Source organism: Paenibacillus sp. FSL M7-0134, assembly GCF_038007865.1.
GTDB lineage: Bacteria > Bacillota > Bacilli > Paenibacillales > Paenibacillaceae > Paenibacillus > Paenibacillus polymyxa_B.
In genome coordinates, this window is sequence record NZ_JBBOXV010000001.1 from 2,075,628 (window position 1) to 2,096,042 (window position 20,415).

The window sequence follows — 20,415 nt, forward strand, 5'->3', positions numbered from 1 at the left end:
AAAACATGATAGGATATGATCAGATTCGAATAGATTCCCCCTACCCCATTCAGGTCTTAAAGGATGTTCAGATCGAGTGGAAGCTGGGTGAGCATGGACGTATTACACTCACAGGCATTTGTAAGGAGTCGAGTCATGCCACGGCTGCGCTGGATGCGACCTCAGAGGATCAGCTACATGTGTATGCGCAGAATGGACAAGAAGAAATCAGCTTGTTTAAGGGTGTCGTCCATACGGTGGAAGTTGAGAACCATAATGGTGTATATACACTTACACTGGAAGGAATCAGTGGCTCATTTGAGCTGGATATTGTCAAAAGAAAGCGGTCTTTTCCTGAGGAAAAACAAACATACAAGCAGTTAGTAAATAAGCTTGCTCAAGGCTATGCACGAAGTGATGTGCTGTATCAAACCGGGGAGCAGTCGGTGGGCGAAGCCATTTTACAATATGATGAAACCGATTGGGAGCTTATGAAACGGATGGCGAGCCGTTTACATACAGTGGTGGTCAGCGACATATGGGAGTCCGCAGCGCCGAAGCTGTATTTCGGCATGCCTGCTGGCACCCAACGAACGATTCGGAAGGATACGCCTTATACGGCAAGTAAAGATTTAAAGGGCTATCAGTGGGCAGGCGGAACGTCAGCCGGGCTACATGATACCGACTTTTTCAAATACGAGATCGAAAGCGGAGAACGGTATGCTCTTGGAGACGAGGTACAATTTCGCCAGAAAACGATGATTGTAACTGAATTGCGAAGCCGCATGGAAAAGGGTCATTTGCTATTCAGTTATGTGTTGGCCCGCGCGGAGGGCATTCGCAGTGATTTCATTCCCAATTCCAAAACGATCGGAATTTCTCTGGAAGGAGAGGTTCTCGCGGTTCGGGGAGAGGAAGTGAAGCTGCGGCTGGCGATTGATAAGGATGACGGGGTATCTGAGCCGCATTGGTACCCGTTCGCTCCCCCAACGGGAAGTGCGATGTACAGTATGCCGAAGGTGGGAACACAGGCAAGCCTGTATTTTCCAGATGCGTCTGGTTCCAGAGCAATGATTTTGGGTGCGGTTCGTACAAATGGAGACGGTTGTGCGAAAACGAGTAATCCCAATGATCGATATTTTGGTACGGAGCATGGAAGTGAGCTGAAAATGGCACCGGGTCGCATCCATATCATGGGTGATCCGGGTGGGACATTGCAGATGAGTCTGGACGATGCTACTGGGATTGAAATAACTAGTCCCAAAAAGCTAACACTAGAAGCAGAGCAGGAAATCATTCTGAATACGCCGAAGAAAATCATTATTGACGGAACAAGTCAGGTCATGGCGTACCAGACGGGAGGAAGCACGGGGCTTTCGGTAGAGAACGAATACCACGTGTTGGGAGGAAATGTATGGGCGGACGGTAGCGACCGAACCGCGTACCCGCCGTTCGACGATGAGCCGAAGGAAGGGCAGCCACCTCCACCGCCGCCACCCCCTGAACCGTTTAACTGGGGCAAGCTGGGGATGAATATTTTGGGCGGTTTGGCGGTTGTCGCAGCCGTAGCCGTGGTAGCAGCCATTACGGTAGCGACGCTTGGAGCGGGTACGGTGGTCATTGCGGCGGTAGCCGGAGGAGCACTGCTGGCGGGTGGTTTGGGCGTAGCGAGTTTGGCGGCATCGGATATCGCTCGAGGGGAAGTGAGCGACTTTAGTGACTATGCCCTGACCGGCTTAAAAGAAGCGGGGATCGGGGCAGTGTCTGGAGCGATCTTTGGTCCACTCGGTGTAGGAGGAACGTTGCTAAGAAAAGCAGCGATCGGCGGTGTAACAAATGCCGCGGAAAATTTGGCGAGTCAGGTGCTAAGTGGTGAAAAGATCAACTGGGGCTCAGTAGCAAAAGACGCAGGACTAGGTTTTGTCACCGTAGGCGTACTGGATTCCAAAGTAGGCAAGGCCATCGGCGGATTCGCGGAAAAGGTAGGCAGCAAGGTTACACCGCAATGGATTAGCAAAGGTGTAGATGCAGTCGGGGCAGGCTTTGGCAAAGCTCTAACCAAGCTGGAGCAGTCCGGCAGTAAACTGGGTCAGAAGTTCAATGAGCAACTAAGTAAAATGGCAGACGGCCTCAGCCCCGGGAAGTTGGCCACAGCCAACGGAGCGCCAGTTCCGCACGTTAATAAGATGGACAGCGGACCACTTCCACAGACGGATGTGCAGAAGAATTACAACAAGGTCATGAAGGAAATGGAAGAGAGCGCGGCGAAAAAGGTTGATGGGACTGGTGAAGTTAGTAAGACTGTAATCCCTTATGGAAAACAAATTGAAAAAGTCGGTAACAAAAAAATATTAAAACCGAATGCAGAGTACACAACACCAGAAGGATATAATTATGAAACAAATGAATTTGGTCGTATTGAAAGTGTCGAGGCTGATTTACAACTCGGCAAAGGAACAAGAAATCAATACGCTCAAAGTAATGTGGGAGAAACAGACAGAATTCGAGGTGATTATCCAGATAGAGATGATGGTGGTCATTTAATTGGTAGTCAATTTAAAGGTTCTGGGGATATTGATAACTTACTTCCAATGAATTCCCAAATTAACGAAGCTGGTGGAAAATGGCATCAGATGGAACAAGAATGGGCATCAGCGTTAGAAAGAAAAGAAAGCGTCAAAGTAAAAATAAACCCCCAATACACTGGTAATTCTGCTAGACCTGATAGCTTTATAGTAGAGTATTCGATTGATAGCGGTAGGACAAAGAAAATCACAATAGAGAATCAAATTGGAGGTTGATAGAATCATGGAGCAACAGATGGATCAGCTTTACCCCTTAATAGCAGAGCATGTTTTAAGTATGATACCTGACGACAACTGGAACGAGATTTACTTATATGCCGAAATACTGGATGGATCTAGAGAGGTATATTTTTATTTCAATACTTCTGAGAATGAGGCTTTTATATACTCCCATGATATTCCTGAAAAATATAGTGTGAATGAAAAAATTTACGACAAATTACTATTAGAATTGCAAACAAAATTTAAAGAATTAAGACAAATATTTATAGACAACGATCAAGACGCGTGGACAAATTTAACCTTAACTTTGAAGTTTCCTGGTAAGTTGAAGATTCATTATGATTATGAAGATATAATAGCTTCGACACTAACCTCAACTCAAAGACAAATGATTTTTGAGTATCGATATTTAGGTTTACTTCCTGAGAATGAAAAGAATAAACTGTTTGTAGAGAATTATTTAAATAGTCAAGATTAATAGCTCTGTAGAACTAACCTGACTATGACAAACTATAGGGAGAATTTCGCGACATGGGGCTACCCAGTGCCGAATGAACCCCTATTTCAGCCAAACACACATATAACCTATGTAATATCCGTAAAAATATTTTCCCATTATTTTTATACGCACATCAATGCTTTAATTTTATATTCTTAATAATACTGTTCTGTTGCTTCGAACAGGTTGATTATGGTCAGAACCCACCATGATTGACCTGTTTTTTGTTATTTTTGTTTTCTCCCTGATTTTTTGGCATTCTTCCCAACTGTAGAGTACGCTGTCCTGATGGATATAGTGTTAGAGACGTTGCACCTAAATTGCAGGATAGTCCAACTACTATATTGTTAGGCTGTTTCTGAATAATGTCTACAAGGAAGCACGCAACGAATTTTGAAGTAGTTAAGATTTTTATTTTGTAAGGATAATCTGGTGACGACCAGTTGACATACAACAGGCAGGGTAACGTTTAAAGGCTACCCACCTACCCTCTAATTAAGCCCGAAATTCATGAAAAAAATCGGTAAGGGCGCACATGAAAAAAATCACTGTATCCATTGACCGCATTATCATTGACTTTACAGATATCTATTGGAACTTTTTCAATGAGTTTCATAAACGAATCTGTCACTTGCTTCAATGGTTCAATATCCGCCGCAGTTTAATAACAAGTATCTATGTGTAGTGCTAACGGACTTGACTAAGTTTACTTCAAAAGTGGGGCGGCTCGTGCAGGAGATCCAGGCGGTCAATCAGCTTTTATAGCCAGGATAAAAAATAGAAAATATACTTATAAGTACCTTTAAAGGTGAAGAGAAATACGACCGCCATGTAAAAAATGTAAAAAGGCACTTTTCGATTTTATTAATGACTTTCATGAATAGTATTTTTGAATAAATAGGAGGATGCTTATGGATAACTTATCATATGATGCGGAGAGAAATACTGATACAAGCAGGATGGAAATCAAATATTAACCGCAACAGCAAAGTTTTTAGAAGCAATGGGGTATCAAGTATTCGATTCAGTGATTGATGCACTGACGGCGGACATAAATTGCATCTTTTAACAAGGATAGTACAACAACTATAGTAAAGAAGGTAGACAAAGAAAGTTACTTTAATCGCAGTTTAACTACGCGTAGCAGGGATTATTGTGTGAGAAAACCATTTGGTGACGACCGGTCAACCGATACAGGTAAAAGGATAAGTTTTAGGTTAGCACCCTTACCCTCTAATACAATCCGAAATTAACTTTATCTTTGTTTCTAAGTCGTGAGCATGTTTGGAACAGAGGCGGCGCAATAATAGATTTGTGGGAAAGGTGGTTTGATAAGTTATGAAGTACGGAATACACAGTAATTTAGTTGAAGAGGTTATTCAGTTCTCAAATTCTATGATGGATTTTCCAAAAACAGAGAGACCTCAAAATATTGTTACAATTAATCAATATGAAGAGGCAAAAAGGCTAGCTATTACTGAAGTTTTCGGTGAAGATGAATATACTTGGTCTGATATAAGACAACTTAAAATGGGAAAAGTTAAGGGAAAGTTATATAAATTAGATTCTTCCCAAAAACCTAGTGGTTTGGATGAATTAACTGGATTGCTAGCTGATGGTCTTAGCAGTCAAATAACGGACTCTTATAGTGATTTTTTTTGAAAGTGTTGTAGTTGATTTGAGAAACTGCGCAATAAATCGTGCAATAAATGGTGAGATTGAAAATTTTTATGAACAAGTTTTTAGAATCTATAAGGCTGGTGGTTTTCCATGTGGGTGGGATGGTGATTACCCAGACGAAGGAAGATTTATTGCTTACTTTGCCTAAAAACAATAAACTGAGTGAGGTTAACATATGACTTTTTCACAAAGAACTATTGATATTTTAAAAGGATGCTGGTTGGTATCCCGAAAGAAAAGTAGAGATCAGCTCAACAATAAACTTTTTAGAAAAAAAAGGATTTGAAGTATTTAATCCTGCTAAAGAGGCATTTGAACATTTCGGAGGACTAGAGTATTCAGTGCCTAGTGACGAATCAGATGACTTTCAGATAGGTCCTGAATTTTTAAGGGAAGGAATTGAAAGGAAACACTATAGCAGGTATGAAACGATAATTGGAGAAGAGCTAGTTGTGATCGGATTGGCATACGACGATAATGCAACTATGTTTATGTCTAAGACTGGGAAAGTATACGGTATCATGGACGATTATTATATTTGGAAATTTGGCAATAATATATATGAAGCTATGAATAATTTATGTGAGAGTAAAGAGCTAAAGGTAATTAGTGAGGAATAAAGCTAAGTGTTTAACAAAGTCAACTAAGCAACAAATAACTTCAGTTTTAATAAACTTTTAAAGCTTATTCCGTTATGAATCAATGAAGGAATAAGCTTTTTTTCTGTATGCCCAAAATAAAAGTGGAGAGCAACTACATGGAGAAGAAATGGCGATAGTAGAAGTAATTGTGCTCAATCTCAAGTAGCTGGACAGCAGACCTTTTTAGATTTCATTAACGATTTACAATAAACATATGGTTAAATCTACCGACTTTTCCCTTGTGCGGCTAACTTTTTAAGGGAATTTGGAGGGATAAAGTATAGCTTTAATCGACTTAATGGAGCTAAAGACTCATTTCATACAATTACAGAGGAAACTTATGGGGGTTACTATGAAAAAGAAGACATCGATGCGGATGGCATTCTAGATAGATATAAAGAGGGTACGGAAGAGAGTAACAAGGAAAAAGCGGAAAGTGATCGCCTGTATGTTACGGGTTGGGATGTGGAGCCTTTTTATAATGAAGCGACCCATAATCTAACCTGGTCTATGCTGGCGGAGGATGGGAACAAGGAAAAGCTGATCAATTATAATGTTCGTTTGCTCACTCGTCAGGGTTATATCTCTGCAATATTAGTGTCCGATCCTGCGCATTTGGACGCAGATAAGAAGTTTTTGAATGAGAACATATTACCCAAGCTGACAGTCAAATCAGGTGAGCGGTACGAGGATTTTAATGCTTCAACGGACAAAATTTCCGAATACGGCCTAACCGGATTGATTTTGGGAGGAGCAGGCTTGGCAGTAGCTAAAAAAGTAGGCTTGTTGGCATTACTCATTGCTTTTTTTAAGGGCGCGGGAATTAAGGTTATCATACTTATCGGTGCAGCTTGTGCAGGTATGTTTGGTGTAATAGGCAAGTTTTTCGCCAAATTATTTCGCAAGAAAAAATCGGAATCCGTGCACAATGAAACGAACGTTCAGGATCAGTCAGAAACACTACAGTAAATAAAGAAACAATACAACATAAAATTGCTGATAAAAAGGGTATGGTGATTGAGCGCAAATCACCATCTCTTGCAGCTTGAGAAGCACACCAGGACATAAGTAGCTGAGCAGAACTAATTTACATGAACAGATGATCATGGAGACGATAGACCCGTGAATCATCTGTTTTTCGTTTATTTTATCCCTTGTAATACTTTCGGTACACCGCGGGCGTTGTGCCTTCATATTTTTTGAATATTTTAATGAAATATCCCGGCTCATTGAAGCCGAGCTCGCTACTGATCTGAGATACAGGAATATCTGTAGCTTCGAGCAATTGCTTCGCCCATTTAATCTTCAGGCGGGAAAGATAGCTGGAAAAGTTCTCCCCCGTTTCCTTGGCAAACAGCCGACTAAAATAGCTTGGGCTAATGTGGCACAAGTCAGCCATGGCTTTGAGAGAAAAAGTTTCACCCTTGTGCTGAAAAATATATTCAAAGGCGGGTTTTAGTACGGGATTTCCACACGGAATATCCACATCTCCTGAGGAATTCAGATAGGCATCTGCTAAGAAATTATTCATTTCTTTCTTAAGGCTTTCGATATGCTCCAGCGAGTAGCCAGGAAGGATCTCGGACAACTGCGGAGTGGACTGTGTGGCCGACGCCTTCTCGAACATTTCTGCGAGAAGATTTTTGTTCATGGCTTCTTCAACAATATAATTACACAATAAGGATAACATGTTGGAGATCGTCTGAATTTCCTGATAGGTCATGGATGGCAGATCGGCGTAGTCGTTCTTAAGTTCCTCCCATTTGGAACTGTACAGTTTTTCATTTTTTGACGTGAGGATTTGCTCCAGCTGTAAGGCGCTCGAAGGATCGGCTAAGCGGACCTGACCTGCCATGACGGCGCCGATGTACTTATCGTCAATAATGATCGGTACCGCGATGTCGACGATGTCATAATGACAGAGATAAATATAAGGTTTGTTGGAACGCACCGCTTCAAGTCCACCGCGAGAGTCACATTTTTGGCAGTAGGGAAGGAGACTCTCATCCTGGCGAACCTTCTTGCAGAACGATTGGCATTGGCTGTGGCTAGTTACGGGATTCCCTTTATAATCGACGGTGAGAATGGCTAATTTGGTAACGGATGCTAATGAATCCTGCAACTGCTCCCACTTTTTCAAATCAAAGATTTTCTGGATGCTCAAATGTTCACGTATCAAGATTCTCATCCCTTAATGGTAAATTATCCTGTAAGCGATAACAAAAAAGTACAATTTGTGATCTTCAGTGCAAAAAAATACGATTGTAGATTATAATATATTCCTTGATTCCTCCAATGTAAAGTTTACATGGTTCGATTATAGTTTTAATCAGAACGAAGCCAACACAATCATAAGGAGGAATTATAGATGAGAAAAGCTTTTATCAGCCCAAGCAAATATGTACAAGGTGAAAACGAATTGTTGAATTTGGGTTACTATGTGAGCACCTTCGGCAAATCCGCTTTACTGATTGCGCATCCTGCCGATGTGGCGCGGGTAAAAGATAAGCTTGATTCCACTTTGGATAAATATAACGTGACCTTTATTGAAAGCGGTTTTATGGGTGAGTGTTCCAGACAGGAAGTGTCTAGACTTCAGGAAATTGCTACTGCGAATGGATGCGATTGTATCGTAGGTCTCGGCGGTGGGAAAGCGATCGACGCGGCGAAATGCGTGGCCCAAGGGGAAGCGCTTATCATCTGTCCGACGATTGCTGCGACGGATGCACCGACAAGTCACTCGGCCGTTCTTTACACCCCGGAAGGCGCTTTCGACGATTACGCCTATTTTAAGCAAAGTCCGAGTGTCGTATTAGTCGACACCACCGTAATTGCCAATGCACCAACCCGATTCCTCGTATCAGGCATGGGTGATGCACTGTCGACTTACTTTGAAGCCCGTGCGACCTCCCGTTCTTACTCCAGGGTCAATGCCGGACTGCCTAACGGAGTACGCGAAGGACAGTGTGCGCCAACAGTAGGTACAAATGCGGCGATTGCACTTGCAACGCTATGTTATGAAATGCTGTTGAAAGACGGTACCAAAGCAAAAGCGGCATGTGATGAAAACCAAGTTACGCAAGCACTCGAAAATATCATTGAAACTAATATTTTACTCTCAGGCCTCGGCTTCGAGAGCGGCGGACTTGCGGCGGCCCATGCGATTCATGATGGACTCACGATTTTGGAAGGCACGCATCATTATTATCATGGAGAGAAAGTTGCATTCGGTACGATCGCACAGCTGGTGCTCGAAAACGCACCGACGGAAGAATTACATCAGGTACTTGATTTCTGTTTAGCCGTCGGTTTACCGGTCTGCTTGGCCGATATTGGCGTCGATCATATCAGCCAGGAAGAACTCATGGAAGTAGCTGCAAAGGCCTGCATTCTGGAGGAATCGATTCATTCCATGCCGTTTCCGGTCACAGTGGAGCAGGTTGCAGCGGCAATCGCTGCGGCCGACCGTATCGGGAGCCAGTACAAAGCGGAGGTAAAGTAGCATGAAAAAGGTCATCAACCGTGCGGAAAATTTGGTCCTTGAGATGTGCAGCGGTATTGCGCTCGCGCATCCCGAGCTGGAATTTCTGCCAAAATACAAAGTGCTCAAAAAAAAGGAATTGAACGCGGAGAAAGTAACGCTCATCAGCGGCGGTGGCAGTGGTCATGAGCCCGCCCACGCCGGCTTTGTTGGCAAAGGGATGCTCGATGCCGCGGTCTGCGGTGATGTCTTCGCCTCTCCCTCACAAATTCAAGTATATCAGGCCATCCGAGCGACAACCGGGAAAAAAGGTGCGCTGCTGATTATTAAAAATTACAGCGGCGATATTATGAACTTTAGAAACGGCGCCCATCTGGCCACTGAAGACGGTCTGGAAGTGGACTATGTAAAGGTTGAAGACGACATCGCTGTAGAAGACAGCCTATATACGGTCGGACGGCGCGGGGTGGCGGGAACGGTACTCGTCCATAAGATCGCGGGTGCAGCGGCGGAAGAGGGCCGGAGTCTGGCGGAAGTTAAAGCAGTGGCCGAGAAAGCCGCTGCGAATGTACGCAGTATCGGATTCGCATTGACTTCGTGTACCGTGCCGGCGAAGGGCACGCCAACATTAGAGCTCGGGCATGATGAAATCGAGTACGGCGTCGGCATTCACGGCGAGCCTGGGACCAGCCGTGAGAAGCTGACGGATGCGGATACGTTGGCAGGCAGAATGGTAACCGATCTCCTTCGAGACATGCAGATTGAAACTGGATTCAGCGGAGAAATCGCCCTGTTGATCAATGGTTTCGGCGGTACGCCTCTGCAAGAACTGTACCTCTTCAACCATTCGGTCACTCGCGAACTAGCAGCGAAGGGGATTAAGATCGATCGCACTTTTGTCAACAATTATATGACGAGTATCGATATGGCAGGCATCTCGGTTTCCATCATGAAGCTGGACAACGAACTGAAAACGCTCCTTTCCCATGAAAGCAACGCACCTGCGTTCAAGGTGGCTGGACCTGTTGATCATGTCGTATTCACGGATATTTCAACTGTAGCAGACGAAAAGCGGCAAGTATCCTTTGAGGTGGAAACGGACCCTGCCTTCGCAGTTATTGAGAACAACAAAGTTACGTTGAACAATCTTATCTATTTAGTCGATAAGATGAGCGAGGTTATCATCAAGAATGAGGTACCTTTCTGCGATCTTGACTCTCATGCAGGCGACGGCGACTTTGGCATGAGCGTTGCTAAGGGATTTCGTCAGCTGAAACGGGAATGGAGAGACATCCTGAATCAAGATTCTTTGACGATGGGAGCCTTTCTTCATTCATGCTCGCTCGTCATCATGGAATATTGCGGTGGCGCTTCGGGTCCGATCTGGGGTTCAGCATTTCGCGCAGTGGCACGATCTGCGGGCGAACGAACCGAACTCACCGTTTCCGAATTCGCCGATATGATGCAGGCTGCGGTGCAAGGCATACAATCGACAGGCGAACGTTCTTTCGGCAGAGGAGCCGTCGTTGGCGATAAAACGCTTATAGATGCATTAGTGCCATGTGCGGATAGCTGGTTGGAGAGCGCGAAATTAGATTTTGATGTGAAGGCAGCCTTTGTAAGTGGTGCTCAAGCCGCTGTATCAGGGGCCAAAAAGACGGAAGACATCGTGGCGCGCATGGGTCGTGCCGGAACGGTCGGAGAGAGAAGCCTCGGTTATCCAGATGCGGGGGCTTATGCGCTTGGGGTGATATTTACGGAGCTCGCTGAGTGTTTGAAATGATTCTCTATATATCCAAAATTACTATAGCGAACACTTCATTTAGATATCCATTCTGTAACACTCGCTAATTCTTAAAAATTCAAGGTTTGTTCATTGCAATTGATGTGCATTAGGTTTATAATTTCAGACGGATTCAAAGGGCTTATCCCGGAATCCATGGGAGTTCATCCCATCTGAGCTAGCTTACTGCATGCTCAAATATGAATTAAGCGAGGGATTTACAATGAAAACCTGCTGCACCATCCAAGTTGACGAAGACAGTTTAGTTATTGATTTGCCAGAAGAAGGAACCACGCTAGAGTCCCTGCTCGGTGATATTGAGAGCTGTGGAGGTAGTGAAGAACCTTGGCTGCAACTTATAGACAAGGTAATAGGTAACTCATCTGAGACTGTACTGACAGATCAAGCGACGGATGGCGGCGATATGAAGGAAGATCAGACGACCAAAGAGCCTCAAGCAACCGCTCAGGGGTAATAGGGAGATCATACGTTAAGACGATATTTGTAACATTATTCGATCACATATAAGATCATCTATAAGACTGCTATACCGAGCTAAAGCATCGGGAAGCAGTCTTTTTTTATTAAACAACTAAAATTCTCCAAATTTTGCATTTGGAAAATGAGTCTTTTGTCCCTTTAGTACTCTATAGTAGTCAACTAAGCAGAACACATCCCAAAACCGTGACTTCCTGTTCATTTTCTATCATAAAGTCGAAATGTAACATGAAACTAACTATAATAGTAGTATCATCCATATACAGGTAAGTGACATCTATGTTTGGACCTGATCCTCTTGTTGTATGAAGGAGGGGGCAAAAGAGCGGAGAACAACGTACTGATAAGTCTCATCTACTTTATAAAAAGGAAGGAATGTGTAAATGATGAATGGGCAATGGATCCTGCCAAGGATCGCAAAAAGAGTAGCGGTGATGCTAACAGCAGTATTACTGTTAACGTTAACGAACGGATTCAACTGGAATACGCAAACAGCAGATGCTGCTGGGACGACCCCTGTGGAACGTTACGGACAACTTTCAGTAAAGAATGGCAAACTGGTGGATAAAAACGGTAAACCTGTACAACTCAAAGGTATTAGCTCTCACGGCGTCCAATGGTTTGGGGATCTGGTAAATCAGGACTCTATGAAATGGCTACGGGACGATTGGGGCATTTCCGTATTCCGGGTTGCACTGTACACTGAAGAAGATGGTTATATCGCCAATCCTTCTTTGAAAAATAAAGTGAAGGAAGCGATTGAGGCAGCACAGAAACTGGGCTTGTACGTCATAATTGACTGGCACATTCTCTCAGATGGCGATCCGAACATTCATAAAAATGAAGCCAAAGCTTTCTTTAATGAATTTTCGACTCAGTACGGCCATTTGCCTAACGTTATCTATGAGCTTGCCAATGAGCCGAATGGGAATGTGAACTGGAACAATCAAATCCGACCTTATGCGTCTGAGGTATCTCAGGTTATTCGTGCTAAGGACCCGGACAATATTATTATTGTAGGAACAGGCACATGGAGTCAGGATGTACATGATGCAGCAGACCATCCACTTCCAGACAAGAATACAATGTATACCGTACATTTCTATGCGGGTACGCATGGACAGTACTTGCGCGATCGGGTCGATTATGCGCTGAACAAAGGCGTGGGCATATTTGCTACCGAGTGGGGTACAAGCGATGCTTCGGGTAACGGTGGTCCGTTCCTGAATGAATCCAAAGTATGGACTGATTTTCTGGCAAGCCGTGGAATCAGTTGGGCTAACTGGTCGCTGGCAGATAAAAATGAGACCTCTGCTGCGCTGTTGCCTGGTGCTGACCGTAAGGGAGGATGGCCTGATTCACAATTGTCCGCTTCCGGCAAATTCGTAAAACAGGCGATTCTGGAAGGCTCCAGCAACAATGGTGGAGGCGGAAACAACGGTGGGAATAACGGCGGAGATGGCGGCAACACTGGCGGTAATAACGGTGGTGGCAACAACGGCGGCGATAACGGTAACGGAGGAAGTACACCAGGCAGTAACGATCAAGGGATTGTGCTTCAGTATCGCACCGGTGACACGAACGCCAAGGATAACGCAATCCGTCCTGAATTTAATATCAAAAATACAGGGAAAACAGCTGTGAAGTTGAGTGATCTAAAAATTCGCTACTATTACACAGATGAAAGCAAACAAGCTCAGCAGTTTTTTGTAGACTGGGCCAGGATTGGCAATGAAAAGGTAAAAGCAACATTTGTAACATTGCCGAATCCAAAGGCTAAGGCTGATAAATATGTGGAGATCTCTTTCACAGATGGAGCGGGAACGATTCAGCCTGAAGGGGAAAGCGGAGAAATTCAACCCCGGATTCATGCTGCAAATTGGAGCAATTTTGATGAGACCAACGATTACTCCTATGGTGCTACCCAAACAGCATTCGCAGACTGGGACCATGGTACTGTATATCAGCAGGGTAAGCTGGTTTGGGGTATAGAGCCTTAGAATTTAATCGTTACTAACTTTATCGGAACGAGTAAAGATATGGGACTTTTGGGTGCAATCTTGCCAAGGTTTGGAGTATAGAGTATGCGCCTTTTGTATATGAGGACTGGAACTTTAGAAGGTAACGACTGACACTTTAGTTTCGGTGTATATACTACTAAAGTACCATATTATATTCGACTTTTGTGGTGCTTGAATTACTTCTATAGTGCAGAGGGGTTGGTTCCAATGGACCCTTCTCTACGACAAACCCCCGCTGTTGCCATTATAGGCAGGCGGGGGTTTTTATGTTTCTGAAGCTCAGCCTCCGTTCGACTGTGTCTATACCAAATCAAAAGCTTTGGCCAGCAGACGGTAGGACTGAACACGTTTATCAAAGTCATGTATGGATGAAACGACCAGTAACTCATCGGTACGATACTGCTCAGCCAGTCTTAGCAGCTGTTCCTTACACTGTTCAGGGGTACCAACAACACGCCACGCTGCGGACTGACGCAGCCGCTCAAGATCCAACTCCGTGTACGGGTAGGACATTGCTGTTTTCACCGACGGAAGAGAACTCATTTCTTTACCTTGCATAAGCAAAAGGAAATACAAACTAGCACTGGACGCCAGTTGTTCAGCTTCTTCTTCGGTTTCCGCGCAGGCCACCGTCACAGCCGCCATGGAATGGGGCTTATCACCCAGGATCGAAGGCTGGAATTGCTCGTGGTAACGTGCGGTAGCTTCTACACCACCTGGAGTCCCGAAAAATTGGGCAAAGGCATAGGAGGCACCCATCATCGCAGCCAATCTAGCGCTTTCTCCGCTGGAGCCGAGCAACCATAATTCAGGGACGGTCGATATCATCGGGGAGGCATGAAGACCGGCAAATCGATGATTGTCAGGCACCGAATCATGGAAGTAGTCGATTAAATCGAGAATCTGCTGTGGATATTGTTCGACAGATTGGTACTTGCCTTCCTGCAGGGCACGAGTAGCCAGCGGTAAACCACCGGGAGCACGCCCTATTCCCAGGTCGATGCGTCCTGGATGGAGTGCCTCCAGCAAGCGGAAGTTTTCGGCGACTTTATACGCGCTGTAGTGTGGCAGCATAATACCGCCTGAACCCACACGAATGTGTGATGTGTGAGCAGCCAAATGCGCAATCAGCACCTCAGGGCTGGAGTGCGCTAGTGTTTTGGACGCATGATGTTCGGATACCCAATAACGGCTATATCCCAGTTGATCAGCTTCACGCGCTAAATCTGTTGTATTGGATAATGCATCCTGAGCAGTACCGCCTTCAGGAATATGAGACTGGTCCAGTATACCCAGTTTAAGCATTTATAATCACCTCTTACACAACTGTATCAGACACAACTCATTAGGTCAAAATTCAAAAATGGATAGGTTGGAGTTTGGGGACCTTTTCGTTATAATAAAGGATGTGTAAAGGATGAGAGAACATCCTTGCTTATAGAGAGGGGATTGAATTTGTGTTAAGAACACCTTTGGGGCGTGTCCGACTCATGCTCTGGATTCAAGCTATAGCTTATTTGGCGATACTATTCACCCACCAGCCGCTGCAAGCTGCGGGCATGACCCAGGCGGTTATGGTGATTGGTAACATATACCGGGTGAGCTTTTTGTTGCTCCTCGTTGCTTTAATCTATGGAAAAACAGCACTGCACTGGTCTATACGGCGGCCTCTTTTTATTATGTTTGCCTCCTTCATCCCGTTTGGTCTGATGATTATGGATTTTGTTTGGGTGCGAAAATGGACAGGGGATTCGGCAGCAGAACAGCGGGCTGCATCGTAATCTTAGAAGATTTTTTCGTGTGAAGTGTCGAGGAGTTTGTCTAGCGTAAGCGGGACTGGCCCCGATGCAGTAGAAAAGAACATTACGCAGTTTGATGCGTGGTGTTCTTTTTTTGTGCACTGGAGGAATTATGAAAAATGCTGAACTAAAAATTCTGCCGTTTTGCGTCTTTGAAAGCCTTCAACCCAATGTCCGATAAACGGATAAATTTCAATCGTTTTAGGTGATTCAATACGGTTATAAGCGGCGAAAATCGTCTCTGGCATACACACAGTATCCTTGAACCCTACCGATACCATGATCGGGGTACGAATGCGATGAGCAAGATTCATCACGTCAAAATAACTTAATGTATGTAGTACCTGCTCCAAATGCTCCGGAAATCGGTTGACGAATTCAGCTGCTTCCGTCAGTGAACTGGTAGAATTCATCATACCAAAATCCATATGACACATATTGGGGATATCCGCGACCGTAATGGCAGCTTTATCGCTGAGCGCAGCCACCATTAATGAAAGTCCGCCGCCCTGACTGGCGCCACTGATTGCGATTTTAGCCGAATCAACATCCGACTGCTCCGCTACCCAATCTACGGCTCTAAGGGCATCGGTTGTAATCGTTTTGTAGTAGCAGGTATCCTTGTCCAATATTCCTTTCGTTACCCAGCCTTTAACCGTACCGTGAGGATCACCCAGACGGTCTCCCGTTTCTCCTCCCTGACCACGTACATCTACTGCCAATACAGCAAAGCCAAGCATGAGCCAAGAGGAATAATCTTCAGGATAGCCTTTTCCGCCTGTATAGCCATGAAACAGAACGATACACGGCAGCTTTTGATCTCCGGCAAATCGGGGGCGTACATACCAGGCATGCAGAGGCGTATCATCGACACCCTCAAAAGTAACCCGGTAGGCAAGGATATGAGGATAAGGTGTTTCTACGGGAGCTTTGAACGCACGTACAGGTTTGGTGTGTACTTCTTCCAATGTTTTGGCCCAGAATAAATCGATATCCTTCGGGGCGGTAAGATCGGGCCGATATTGCTTTAATTCGGCAATTCTTTTTTCAATAACATTCATAATTAAAATTCTCCTTCATATAGAATGAACTTCTCCTTAAGCTTTACCCGGTAAAGTTGACTCCTCCAGCTTTCTCAGCAGTTCAAATGCTCTTTCATTAGTGCTTCCACACGTATCCTCATCAGCATGGAATCCACTGCATACAACTGGGCGCTCAGGTTTGCCAAACAATCGGCAACGGTAATCGGAAGTGAGCTGAGGGCAAGGAACACCAGCTGGTTTTCCATCTGGCATGCCGGGAATAGGGGAAGAAATCGTAATGGCAATACAGCACGCGGCACATCCTACTCGACACTCCAGTTGGGGTCACTCCTTAAAATCTGTTATTTTTGTAACTTATGCATGAAGTGACATTAATGAAGCCATAATGTGAGGATGGCACAAAAAAAGCAGGAATACAAGGATGAACGCATATTAGACACACTTTTCACACAAGGGGTATAAATAGTCGTAGAGGCACGTAAGATGGTATCAAGTCCCTAAATCAGTGTTCCGTTCTGTGGTAATATTAACCAATCGTCTTTTGTGTGTTCAAAAGGAGTTCGAGTGGTTAATAATAGAACACAACGATAAAAACTTAAACGAGGTGACGCAAAATGAGTTGGTTATGGGCATTGATTGTTGGTGGTATTATTGGTTGGTTGGCAGGAATTATTGCAGGTCGTGATGTTCCGGGTGGCGTGATAGGTAACATCATCGCTGGTTTTATCGGCGCATGGTTGGGTAGCTTGATTCTGGGAAACTGGGGTCCTGAAATCGGATCGTTCTACATCGTTCCTGCATTAATTGGTGCGATTGTGCTGGTCGTGATTGTAAGCTTGATCTTCCGTTCCGTTGGACGAAGTAGAGGCTAACTTTACGAATCAATGAATAGACTAGCCCCTATGGGGCACAAGGCTAAAAATGGAAAGAAGCTGCTTCCGCAAGGTTCGAAAAAGAACCTGTGGGAGCAGCTTTTTTTGAGGAAAAGTGACGAATTTTTCCTATTGAAAACGCCTGATATGAGGAACACTTAGAACGCCGAGCACGATACACATGCCGATGGTTGCAAACATGCCAATTGTGAACATACCACCAAGCTTATCCGCTACAGCACCTACGGCCAGATAGCCGACAGGGAGCAGGGCAAAGGAAAACATTAGATCCAGACTAGCTACACGTCCAAAAGACTCGGCTGGGACTAATTCCTGAAGGCTTGTCTCCCAGATAATCGCAAATATCATAATGCCAAATCCTTCGAGCATCATGCTCATAATCAGTCCTGGCATCCAAGTGACTACAGACAACAGTAGTAAAGCAAGGCCGCTGACAAAAGCTCCTAAGTATGCGAGCAGACCGCGATGCTTCCAATGTTTGCGTGATCCATACACAAAGGCCCCTAACATGGCGCCAATGCCGCTACTTGCCATCGCAATGCCGTATACGACTGGATTGTAGCCATGATGAACCTTGAACAGCCACGGAATGAGTACAGCGATAATGCCTGAATAACAAATATTAATGAAGGAAAAGGCAAGAATCGTAATCCATAGCCAGGGGTGGCTTTTGAGAATGATAAAGCCTGCGATAAAATCCTTGAGAAAATGTTGTCCACCCTGATCTTGCTGTTCTGGATCTACCTGACCTTTGCCGATGATGGAGGCCAAATGAGCGCTCAGCATCCAAAAACAGGCAAAAGATATCAGATAAGCGATGGAATCCAGTCCAAAGCCGACACCCGGTGAGGAAAAAGATACAATGAAGCCTCCTAACGGAGGGCCAAGTAGACGGACGGCTTGTATACTGATCTGACTAAGCGCGTTAGCTGCATTACGTATGTCCGGTGTGAACACCTGTGCGCGTAAGGCAGAATAAGCAGGATTAAAGATACCGTCCATCAATCCGTACAACGCTAGGCCAACGAATAGAACCGGCAATTTCATCCCGCCTGTAAACATCAGCACCGCCGCAATGAACATCAGTCCAAACCGGGCGATATTCGTAAACAGAAGGAGACGAATTCGGTCAATTCTGTCCACGATCATTCCTGCGAAAGGCAGAATAAGTACGTTAGGCAGCATATAAACAGTCATCGCCAGTCCCATGATAATAGTCGAGCCTGTTAGGGAATAGATAACCAGTGGCAAAATGACTGTGGTGACTGAGCTCCCCAACATTGCGATCCAATGTCCAAGCCACAACAAGGTGAACGCTTTGGATTGTTTTAAAGGTGAAGTGAAGGTAGCCCAGGCCGAGTGACTTCCTTCAGGTGATGTAGAGGATAAGGTTGAATTTTGGGTATCCATGATCACACTCCGGTATATTTCTAAACTGCATATTAAAACCTATTATACGAAATCTCTAACGTAAGGGTACAGAAAAAGTTGCTGTGAGGGGAGTTGTAATGAATAGCCTGCCAATGAAAGAGTCAACCTAGAATAACTTTAGGCTGCAAAGATATATAACTTACCTTTTGCATAGGGATTATTGGATAAAAGCATTGACGCGTGAAAATGAATGATGTACTATTCAATGACCAGCCGCGTGCTAGGTTATCAAGAAAAAGGGAAAGAGTGTGGATACCATGAAAAAATTTAGTTTTTTGCCGATTGTACTCATCGTGATGGCATTGCTGGTTTCGGCCTGCGGTAACAACGATAAAGGCGCCAGTACCAATAATGCATCTACCGGAGATAACGGATCTAATAATGGAAAAGCAGATACTACTGCTACAGCTACTCTTGAATCTGTAAAAGCGAGCGGCAAGCTAAGAATTGGCACGGAAGGTACCTATGCTCCGTTTACCTACCATGATGCTGCTGGTAAACTGACAGGCTTCGATGTCGATATTGCGACTGAAGTGAGTAAACGCCTGGGGGTACAACCGGAGTTTATCGAGACGCAATGGGACGGCATATTCGCAGGGTTGAACTCCAAGCGGTTTGACACGGTGTTCAATGAAGTATCCATTACAGATGAGCGCAAGCAAAAATATGATTTTTCCGATCCGTACATTGTCTCCAAGGCAGTTCTGATCGTAAGCGAAGACAATACAGACATCCAGAAATTTGCTGATCTAAAAGGAAAAAAGGCTGGGCAGTCCCTGACCAGTAACCTGACTCAAATCGCGAAAAGCAACGGTGCGGAAATTGTGGCAACAGAGGGATTCAACCAAGCCATCGACCTCCTCACTTCCAAACGGGTGGATGCGACCGTCAATGATGGATTATCCTATCTTGATCTGAAAAAGCAAAAGCCTGACGCACCCATCAAAAAGGTGGACGAATCTCCAGATGCTTCACACAGCGCAGCTGTATTCAATAAAGGCAGCGAAGATTTGATCAAGGAAGTAAACAAAGCGCTGGCTGATATGAAGGCTGATGGTACGTACCTGAAAATTTCCGAGAAATATTTTGGAGCTGACGTATCCAAATAATAAATGAAGACCAACGTTCGCCAAGTCGAACCGAATCTTCCCAAACCTATCTTTTCAAAGGATGTCTGTACAATGGATGATCGTCAAATACAAATCATTATCGATTCATTATTGCCTCTGCTAAAAGCAGGGGTTTCTTTTACGATTCCGCTCACGCTTATCTCCTTTGCTCTGGGACTCGTGCTGGCGCTGATTACAGCGTTGGCCCGGCTGTCCAAATGGAGAATACTCAAGCTGATTTTCGGCTTCTATGTATGGGTAATTCGAGGAACTCCTTTGCTGGTGCAATTGTATATTATTTTCTATGGTTTACCTTCCGTGGGTATTACACTGGACCCGTTTATTGCTTCAGTGATCGGCTTTACCCTCAGCGTAGGGGCTTATAGCTCTGAAATTATGCGTGCGGCTATCATATCCATTCAGGAAGGCCAATGGGAGGCGGGATACTCTCTGGGTATGACGCGCCGGCAAGTATTGCGGCGTATCGTGCTTCCGCAAGCATCCCGTGTGTCCGTACCTCCGTTGGCTAATTCATTCATCAGCTTAGTGAAGGATACCTCACTGGCTGCGACCATCACCTATGTGGAAATGTTCAGAACGGCTAACCAGATTGTAGCTACCACATACGAACCGCTATTGGTGTATACCGAGGCGGGGATTATTTACCTACTGTTTAGCACCATTTTGACTGTGCTGCAAAATTACCTGGAAAAGCGACTAGGCCGTTTTTCCGTCAGATAAAGGAGATTGT

Annotated in this window: 16 protein-coding genes and 2 pseudogenes; 13 read left to right on the plus strand and 5 right to left on the minus strand. The window is 44.7% G+C overall.

The window, feature by feature from the left end:
* Positions 1-5: 5 nt before the first annotated feature.
* The 5 genes and pseudogenes from NSQ58_RS09290 to NSQ58_RS09310 all read left to right on the plus strand — a co-directional run.
* The gene (locus NSQ58_RS09290; RefSeq protein WP_341057227.1) at positions 6-2,780 is read left to right on the plus strand and encodes a DNA/RNA non-specific endonuclease; all 2,775 of its coding nucleotides are present in this window, start codon (positions 6-8) and stop codon (positions 2,778-2,780) included.
* Between the two features lie 7 nt (positions 2,781-2,787).
* On the plus strand, positions 2,788-3,264 hold the full coding sequence (locus NSQ58_RS09295) for an antitoxin YezG family protein (RefSeq protein ID WP_053325932.1): 477 nt from the start codon (positions 2,788-2,790) through the stop codon (positions 3,262-3,264).
* A 1,359-nt stretch (positions 3,265-4,623) separates the two neighbouring features.
* Entirely contained in the window at positions 4,624-4,947 is a 324-nt protein-coding gene (locus NSQ58_RS09300; protein ID WP_341057229.1) for a hypothetical protein, read from the plus strand.
* A gap of 239 nt (positions 4,948-5,186) precedes the next feature.
* Positions 5,187-5,585 (plus strand): annotated as a pseudogene (locus NSQ58_RS09305) (SUKH-3 domain-containing protein); the annotation flags it as partial.
* A gap of 375 nt (positions 5,586-5,960) precedes the next feature.
* A pseudogene (locus NSQ58_RS09310) lies at positions 5,961-6,575 on the plus strand (DUF2167 domain-containing protein); the annotation flags it as partial.
* A gap of 178 nt (positions 6,576-6,753) precedes the next feature.
* On the opposite strand, the gene NSQ58_RS09315 reads toward NSQ58_RS09310, so the two are convergent.
* Positions 6,754-7,785 carry a PocR ligand-binding domain-containing protein gene (locus tag NSQ58_RS09315; RefSeq protein WP_053325930.1) on the minus strand — a complete coding sequence of 344 codons (1,032 nt, stop codon included), beginning with the start codon at positions 7,783-7,785 and terminating at the stop codon, positions 6,754-6,756.
* Between the two features lie 189 nt (positions 7,786-7,974).
* Between NSQ58_RS09315 and NSQ58_RS09320 the strand changes: the two genes are divergently transcribed.
* The 4 genes from NSQ58_RS09320 (at position 7,975) to NSQ58_RS09335 (ending at position 13,368) form a co-directional block, all read left to right on the plus strand.
* On the plus strand, positions 7,975-9,108 hold the full coding sequence (locus NSQ58_RS09320; protein WP_069080320.1) for a glycerol dehydrogenase: 1,134 nt from the start codon (positions 7,975-7,977) through the stop codon (positions 9,106-9,108).
* Position 9,109: 1 nt separating this feature from the next.
* Entirely contained in the window at positions 9,110-10,870 is a 1,761-nt protein-coding gene (dhaK, locus tag NSQ58_RS09325; protein WP_341057230.1) for a dihydroxyacetone kinase subunit DhaK, read from the plus strand.
* Positions 10,871-11,093: 223 nt separating this feature from the next.
* Positions 11,094-11,345, plus strand: a complete 252-nt coding sequence (locus NSQ58_RS09330) for a hypothetical protein (RefSeq protein ID WP_025723818.1) — start codon at positions 11,094-11,096, stop codon at positions 11,343-11,345.
* Positions 11,346-11,751: 406 nt separating this feature from the next.
* On the plus strand, positions 11,752-13,368 hold the full coding sequence (locus NSQ58_RS09335) for a cellulase family glycosylhydrolase (RefSeq protein WP_341057233.1): 1,617 nt from the start codon (positions 11,752-11,754) through the stop codon (positions 13,366-13,368).
* 321 nt (positions 13,369-13,689) lie between these two features.
* On the opposite strand, the gene NSQ58_RS09340 is transcribed toward NSQ58_RS09335, so the two are convergent.
* Positions 13,690-14,694 carry an LLM class flavin-dependent oxidoreductase gene (locus NSQ58_RS09340; RefSeq protein ID WP_075154614.1) on the minus strand — a complete coding sequence of 335 codons (1,005 nt, stop codon included), beginning with the start codon at positions 14,692-14,694 and terminating at the stop codon, positions 13,690-13,692.
* Positions 14,695-14,846: 152 nt separating this feature from the next.
* On the opposite strand from NSQ58_RS09340, the gene NSQ58_RS09345 reads away from it, so the two are divergent.
* The gene (locus NSQ58_RS09345) at positions 14,847-15,170 is read left to right on the plus strand and encodes a DUF3817 domain-containing protein (RefSeq protein ID WP_025723814.1); all 324 of its coding nucleotides are present in this window, start codon (positions 14,847-14,849) and stop codon (positions 15,168-15,170) included.
* Positions 15,171-15,298: 128 nt separating this feature from the next.
* Here the strand turns inward: NSQ58_RS09345 and NSQ58_RS09350 are convergent, their stop codons facing one another.
* A complete protein-coding gene (locus NSQ58_RS09350; RefSeq protein WP_264454678.1) occupies positions 15,299-16,249 on the minus strand; it encodes an acetylxylan esterase in 951 nt (316 codons plus the stop codon).
* Positions 16,250-16,285: 36 nt separating this feature from the next.
* Positions 16,286-16,549: a YkgJ family cysteine cluster protein gene (locus tag NSQ58_RS09355; protein ID WP_341057763.1), complete on the minus strand. Its 264-nt coding sequence runs from the start codon at positions 16,547-16,549 to the stop codon at positions 16,286-16,288.
* Positions 16,550-16,845: 296 nt separating this feature from the next.
* Here NSQ58_RS09355 and NSQ58_RS09360 point away from each other — a divergent pair, with 296 nt between their 5' ends.
* Positions 16,846-17,103, plus strand: a complete 258-nt coding sequence (locus NSQ58_RS09360; RefSeq protein ID WP_023989828.1) for a GlsB/YeaQ/YmgE family stress response membrane protein — start codon at positions 16,846-16,848, stop codon at positions 17,101-17,103.
* 129 nt (positions 17,104-17,232) lie between these two features.
* Here NSQ58_RS09360 and NSQ58_RS09365 read toward each other — a convergent pair whose 3' ends face one another.
* Positions 17,233-18,534, minus strand: a complete 1,302-nt coding sequence (locus tag NSQ58_RS09365; protein WP_341057236.1) for an MFS transporter — start codon at positions 18,532-18,534, stop codon at positions 17,233-17,235.
* Positions 18,535-18,812: 278 nt separating this feature from the next.
* On the opposite strand from NSQ58_RS09365, the gene NSQ58_RS09370 reads away from it, so the two are divergent.
* Positions 18,813-19,664 carry an amino acid ABC transporter substrate-binding protein gene (locus NSQ58_RS09370; protein ID WP_023989826.1) on the plus strand — a complete coding sequence of 284 codons (852 nt, stop codon included), beginning with the start codon at positions 18,813-18,815 and terminating at the stop codon, positions 19,662-19,664.
* Positions 19,665-19,736: 72 nt separating this feature from the next.
* On the plus strand, positions 19,737-20,405 hold the full coding sequence (locus NSQ58_RS09375) for an amino acid ABC transporter permease (protein ID WP_341057240.1): 669 nt from the start codon (positions 19,737-19,739) through the stop codon (positions 20,403-20,405).
* The last annotated feature ends 10 nt before the right edge of the window (positions 20,406-20,415 follow it).